Origin of the sequence: Albidovulum sp. (genome assembly GCF_049646345.1) — a bacterium.
In the GTDB taxonomy this organism is placed as follows: domain Bacteria; phylum Pseudomonadota; class Alphaproteobacteria; order Rhodobacterales; family Rhodobacteraceae; genus Albidovulum.
Map to the genome: position 1 here is coordinate 1 of NZ_JBARVQ010000548.1, position 4,766 is coordinate 4,766.

At 61.9% G+C, this 4,766-nt stretch carries 8 protein-coding genes; all 8 read right to left on the minus strand.

Annotated features, from left to right (window positions below; genetic code table 11):
• Positions 1–332, minus strand: a 332-nt coding sequence (locus WBB85_RS14120; protein WP_432639245.1) for a PTS sugar transporter subunit IIA, incomplete at its 3' end; no start/stop codon positions are given.
• Positions 333–371: 39 nt separating this feature from the next.
• The gene (hpf, locus tag WBB85_RS14125) at positions 372–944 is read right to left on the minus strand and encodes a ribosome hibernation-promoting factor, HPF/YfiA family (RefSeq protein ID WP_432639246.1); all 573 of its coding nucleotides are present in this window, start codon (positions 942–944) and stop codon (positions 372–374) included.
• Positions 945–986: 42 nt separating this feature from the next.
• A complete protein-coding gene (locus tag WBB85_RS14130; protein WP_432639247.1) occupies positions 987–1,313 on the minus strand; it encodes a hypothetical protein in 327 nt (108 codons plus the stop codon).
• A 25-nt stretch (positions 1,314–1,338) separates the two neighbouring features.
• Entirely contained in the window at positions 1,339–2,100 is a 762-nt protein-coding gene (lptB, locus tag WBB85_RS14135) for an LPS export ABC transporter ATP-binding protein (protein WP_432639248.1), read from the minus strand.
• Positions 2,100–2,600, minus strand: coding sequence for a lipopolysaccharide transport periplasmic protein LptA (gene lptA / locus WBB85_RS14140; RefSeq protein WP_432639249.1), 501 nt, complete (start codon positions 2,598–2,600; stop codon positions 2,100–2,102). Before lptA ends, lptB begins: the two co-directional genes overlap by 1 nt.
• A 10-nt stretch (positions 2,601–2,610) precedes the next feature.
• Positions 2,611–3,249, minus strand: a complete 639-nt coding sequence (locus WBB85_RS14145) for a hypothetical protein (RefSeq protein ID WP_432639250.1) — start codon at positions 3,247–3,249, stop codon at positions 2,611–2,613.
• Positions 3,221–4,189, minus strand: a complete 969-nt coding sequence (locus WBB85_RS14150) for a KpsF/GutQ family sugar-phosphate isomerase (protein WP_432639251.1) — start codon at positions 4,187–4,189, stop codon at positions 3,221–3,223. The genes WBB85_RS14145 and WBB85_RS14150 overlap by 29 nt, the downstream gene beginning before the upstream one ends.
• 3 nt (positions 4,190–4,192) lie before the next feature.
• A partial coding sequence (locus WBB85_RS14155; protein WP_432639252.1) for a ribonuclease D occupies positions 4,193–4,766 on the minus strand: 574 nt, incomplete at its 5' end.

A 4,766-nucleotide genomic window follows, 5' to 3' on the forward strand; every position in this document is an offset into this window, starting at 1 on the left:
TCGACACCGGAATCCTTGGGCGCAAAGAGCGCAAAGACAAGATCGACGGGCTGGCGGTCGACAGCATCGAAATCCAGCGGCTTTTCCAGCCGGAGAAAGACGCCAACGACATGGTCCAGCCCGTCAAGCCGGGCATGGGGCAGGGCAACGCCATGACCCACGCCCGTCGGCCCGAGGCTTTCACGCTCCTGAAGCGCATCGACTGTATCCGATGCACCCAGACCATAAATGGTCTGGGCGACCTCGCTCAGGTCCTGAAACAGGCGCTTCTTGCTCGTTGCATGGCCAAGGACCCGGACGGCGGCCGGCTTCAGGAGGTGAGAAAGTTCCATTTGCCCTTACTGTTCCCGCACCGGATGCCCGGTGCTTAGCTAGCTGGCCGATGTGTCAATCCAGCCTACGTTTCCATCTTCCCGGCGGTGTACGACACTGACACCGCCATTCTTCTCATTCCGGAACACAAGAAGCGGCGCCCCGGCCAGTTCCATCTGCATGACCGCCTCACCGACCGAGAGAGACGGGATCTGGGTCTCCATCTCTGCGATGATCATCGGCTGCAGGCTGTCGGGTTCCGAATCCGCCGCTTCACCATTCGCGGCGAGCACATACATGGGCGCGCCGGCAAATTCAACCGGCACCGTACGGTCACGATGGTGATCCCTCAGCCGACGCTTGTAGCGGCGCAACTGCTTGTCCATTTTTTCACGGCAGGCTTCGAAGGCTGCGTAGATTTCCGTGGCATGGCCATTGGCGGAAACCGTCAACCCGGTAGAGAGATGTACGGTCGTCTCACAGGAAAACTCATGTGCATCGCGGGCAAAGACGACAGCGGCGTCAGTTGGGCGTTGCGAATATTTTTCGACCGTCTCGGCCAGTTCAGCCCTCACATGGGTCTGAAGGGCGTCCCCCACGTCGATCTGCCTGCCGCTAATTTTGTATCGCATAACACCTCCTTTTTTGGGTGAATTAAGCCCGCACGCCACAACCTATCCGGAGGTGGCGTGTGAGCGGTTTGAAATGAGTAGGTAATTTTCCTTGCGTGCATCCCTCGGCTGGTTCTTGTCTGAAACCTTCCGATGCCGTCGCCCGAACGATGAGGGTATCCGCATGCATTTGTGGTATTTGGCGACAGTTCTGCGGGCGATGTCAACGCCCTCTTTTTTCATTTGCGCGCAAATTGCCTCATCCACAGGTGGTGGACCGGCGGAAACCGACGCGATCCGCCTGAAAGCTGCCGACTGCATCCCGACGATTCGCCACGTCCTGTTGATCGGCATAGGGGGCATATACGGCGCCGCGTTTGCAGAGGGCATTCGGCGCCCTCAAAGCGCCAGTTCTTCAGGAGATGCGGAAGCTTTGGCCCAGATAGACCCGGCGTACATTTTCGTCCTGCACCACCTCATCGGCGGTGCCGCTCATCAGCACTGTTCCATCATGCAGGATATAGGCCCGGTCGACGATTTCCAGCGTTTCGCGTACATTGTGATCGGTGATCAGAACCCCGATCCCCCGGGATTTCAGGTCATGAACCAGATTGCGGATATCCCCGACCGAGATCGGGTCAACACCGGCAAAGGGTTCATCCAGAAGCAGGTATTTCGGGTTGGCCGCCAGACAGCGCGCAATCTCGACCCGCCGCCTTTCACCGCCCGACAGCGCCAGCGCAGGCGCGCGTCGCAGGTGGGTGATCGAAAACTCCGACAACAGCTCTTCCAGCCGCTCGCGCCGCTTGTGGATATCGCTTTCGGTGATCTCCAGCACGGCGAGAATATTGTCCTCGACCGAAAGCCCCCGGAAGATCGACACTTCCTGCGGCAGATAACCGATGCCAAGCCGCGCTCGGCGATACATCGGCAGACCAGTCACGTCGCGGCCGTCGATTGTCACCTGCCCGGCATCGGGCGCGATCAGCCCGGCAATATTGTAAAAACATGTCGTCTTGCCCGAGCCGTTGGGGCCAAGCAGCGCCACCACCTCGCCCCGTGCAAGATCCAGCGAAACGTCTCGGATCACCGGGCGGCGGCGATAGGCCTTGCGCAGATGCTTGACATGCAGGCCTGCGCTGCCCTCGGCCACGGTCAGTTCGGGACGCCTCGCCATCACTTCTTCCCCGGCAGAAGGATCGTCTTGACGCGCCCTTCCATTTGCCCGGTTCCGGTGTCCAGATCGACAACCAGTTTCTGGCCGGACATCGTACTGCCCGCCTGGGTCAACAGGACATCGCCGGTCAGGACGACCTCTCCGGCGGCAACGGTATAGACCGCCTCCTGCGCTTCGGCCGCTTCAGGGCCGCTGACCATCGTGACACCGCCTGTCGCGTGCAGGCGTTCGATCTCGGTCTTGTCCTCGGTCCCGTATTCAACCTGAAGCCGCGGTGCGGTCAGGCGCATTTCGCCCTGGATGACGATCACGTTCCCGGTAAAAATCGCGGTGCCGTCATTCTGGTTGACGTCCAACTGATCGGCCGTCACTTCGACCGGCTGCTTTGTGTCCGCACGGATGCCGCCAAAGGACACCTCGGTGCCTTGGCCAAAGGCCGCAAGCGGCACGATGGCCGCCATGGTCAGGCCTGCCATCAGAGCGCGGAATTGGGACAACATGCAGTACCCTTCACTTCACCGGATCGTATATCATTTTCACGCCATTCTTGAAAACCAGAAGATAGCCGGAATTATCGGCACCACTATGGCTGATTTCCATACTTCCGGCCTCAATCGTGCCATAAGGCGCTTCGGCATCGACCCGCCCGTCCGACAGAAGCTCGGTCCGGTCGAGCGCGCCGTCAAGCCCGGCCGTGACAATCCGGTAGCCCGATGAGGTCACAATCACGACACCGCCCGAAAGGACCATGCGTTCGGTTTCATGGTTCAGCATGCCATGGGCCGAGGTAAGGTCGATATGCAGGCCGCCGGGCGTGTCATAGGCCGCGACCAGATCGTCGGCGACTGAGCCGCCGGTTTCTTTTTCCGGCCATGCCGTTTTCGCAACAACCCGTATCGCCGAACCGTCGCTTGCGACGCTGGAATAGTCTGGTGCGGTCAGGCGCTGATCGCGAACCATTGCATCGACATCGGCTTTGGAAAACGGAAGATCCCCATCGCCGCCGATCTTGCGCGAGAACAGGAACAGGGTCGACAGGATGACAAGCGCCAGCAGAGGCAAAGTGATCTTCAGCCAGAAGATCACCCGCGAATAGACGTTGTCGGATTGCGTCATCGGCTCAGGCCACGCCAGCGCGAAGGCAGTCATGGATGTTCAGGATGCCGGTCGCGCGGCCCGCGCCTTGCGGGTCGACGACAAACAGGCAGGTGATCTTGCGGTCCCGCATGATCGCCACCGCCTTTTCGGCGACCGAGCCCGGATCGATGGTCCGGGGCGCGCGGGTCATCACTTCGCCCGCCACGTGTTCCAGAAGCCCCGCCATGTGGCGGCGCAGGTCGCCGTCGGTCACGATGCCGGTCAGCCGCCCGGTCGCATCGGTCACACCGACGACGCCGAAGCCCTTCTGGCTCATCACCAGCAGCGCATCGCTCATGGGTGTGGTTTCGGTCACCAGCGGCAGCGCGTCGCCGCCATGCATCAGATCGGCCACTTTCAGCAGCCGCGCCCCCAGCTTGCCGCCGGGATGGAAGGTGCGGAAGTGTTCGGGCGTGAAGCGACGGTGCTCCATCAGCGCGACGGCCAGGGCATCGCCCAGCGCCAGTGTCATGGTGGTCGAGGTCGTGGGCACGATCCCGGTGCCGCAGGCCTCTTCGGTAGCGGGCAGCAGGATCGCCACATCGGCCTGCACCAGCAGGGTCGAACCCGCCCGGCTCGCCACGCCAATCAGCGGGATCGAAAAGCGTCTTGTATGGGCGATGATGTCGGAAAGCTCGGGCGTTTCCCCGGAATTCGACAGGACAAGCGCAACATCGCCCTCGGTCACCATTCCCAGATCGCCATGGCTGGCCTCTGCGGGATGGACATATTGCGCGGGCGTGCCGGTGGAGGCGAGCGTCGCCGCGATCTTGCGCCCGACATGGCCCGACTTGCCCATGCCGGAAACGATGACCCGCCCCCTGGCCTTCAGGATCAGGTCGACGGCGGCCGAGAAACTGTCACCCAAAGCTGCCGACAACGCGGTCAGGCCCCGCGCCTCGATCTCGATGACGCGGCGGGCGGTGGCAAGAAAGGTCTCGGCATCGGTCATGGGTCAGTGCCTGTAAATGTCGGCGGTGTCGTCCCAGCCCATCAGGTCCAGAACGGCGCGGGTGGGCAGGAAGTCGAAACAGGCCTGCGCGAGGTCTGTGCGGCCTTCACGGGCCAGCCGCGTATCCAGTTCCGCCTTCAGCCGGTGCAGATAGAGCACGTCCGAGGCCGCGTAATCCTGCTGCGCCTCGGTCAGCAGCGGCGCGCCCCAATCCGAGGTCTGCTGCTGTTTCGACACATCGACCCCCAGAAGTTCCTGCAACAGGTATTTCAGCCCGTGACGGTCGGTGAAGGTGCGGACCATCTTCGATGCGATCTTGGTGCAGTAGACCGGCGAGGTGGTCACGCCGAAGGCGTTCTTCAAGGCGGCAATGTCGAAACGGCCGAAATGAAAGAGTTTCAGCGTGGCGGGATCGGCGAGCATCCGCTCCAGATTGGGCGCGCTGTTCTGTCCCTTGGCGATCTGCACCAGATGCGCGTCGCCGTCGCCCGATGAAAGCTGCACGACACACAGCCGGTCGCGGCGCGGGTCAAGGCCCATCGTCTCGGTATCGATCGCGACAACAGGGCCAAGGTCC